Origin of the sequence: Pseudoalteromonas luteoviolacea (genome assembly GCF_018100925.1) — a bacterium.
GTDB lineage: Bacteria > Pseudomonadota > Gammaproteobacteria > Enterobacterales > Alteromonadaceae > Pseudoalteromonas > Pseudoalteromonas obscura.
Map to the genome: position 1 here is coordinate 1 of NZ_JAGJEH010000050.1, position 920 is coordinate 920.

At 39.6% G+C, this 920-nt stretch carries 2 protein-coding genes; one reads left to right on the plus strand and one right to left on the minus strand.

All coding sequences use genetic code 11. The annotated features are described in order from the left end of the window. Positions 1-185 precede the first annotated feature (185 nt). The gene (locus tag J8M00_RS27995; RefSeq protein ID WP_211013642.1) at positions 186-500 is read right to left on the minus strand and encodes a hypothetical protein; all 315 of its coding nucleotides are present in this window, start codon (positions 498-500) and stop codon (positions 186-188) included. A 142-nt stretch (positions 501-642) separates the two neighbouring features. On the opposite strand from J8M00_RS27995, the gene J8M00_RS28000 reads away from it, so the two are divergent. After that, positions 643-920 (plus strand): helix-turn-helix domain-containing protein (locus J8M00_RS28000; protein WP_211013643.1); only part of this gene is annotated, 278 nt, incomplete at its 3' end.

The window sequence follows — 920 nt, forward strand, 5'->3', positions numbered from 1 at the left end:
CGCGTTCATGCGTTGGGCAAGGCCATTACGGGTAAACCCACACCTGCGCATACAAGCGTTAACGCATTGGCTAAAATGGTGGAGTATTTCGCAATCAGGCGGTATCTCGCTCTCTAAAATGTTCATGGATTCTTGATTCTCAGACATGGTAAAAATCTCCTTAAATTAACCTAGACTTGGTGGTTCTATGGGTTCATGCTTGGGTCAGGCACTGGCTGGCCCGCTTGGATTGCTTCAATGATTTGATTACGCCTTTGGGTACGCTTTTTTGGTCCTCGTTTTTTGGTTTGGGCATAGTCCTCACCAAACACTTGATCCAAGGACTTACCCAAAGATAAAGCTATTGCTTTTGCTATATGGATAGATTTTGCACTGCCTCTCGCTACGTTGGACACATGACCAGGCGTAACTTTGGCTGCTATTGCTATATCAGCAAACTGAATATCCTTATTAAAAAGCTCTTTCCTGATGGCATCAAATGTCATTTTTTTCTTTGTCATGATAGATTTACCTTAATAGTAGATTTGTTTTGCCTAACATATTTGTCACTAGGTGTTTTATTAAACTAGTGCCTAATAATTTAGGTGTCAATAGTGAAGCAAATTATATTTTAGAAAACAATTTAGGTGTTGACTGTCAAATATGTTAGGCGATAGTATTACAGAGTCAGATATCGACAAAGTAATCGATATACTGCGTGATAAGTTAGGTGTGAATAGCGATAGAGCTCTTGCAATGGAATTGGGCCTTTCCCATAGTGGAATATCAATGTCCAAGAAAAAAGGGACATTACCTTATACTTCTATCGTAGCCACCTGTAAGAAAAAGAAAATTTCCTTGGATGAGGTGTTTGGAATTGATGTAGACCAAACATCTGACAGTAGCTCTACGGAAGAAAAACCAACAAAGAGTGAAGACGT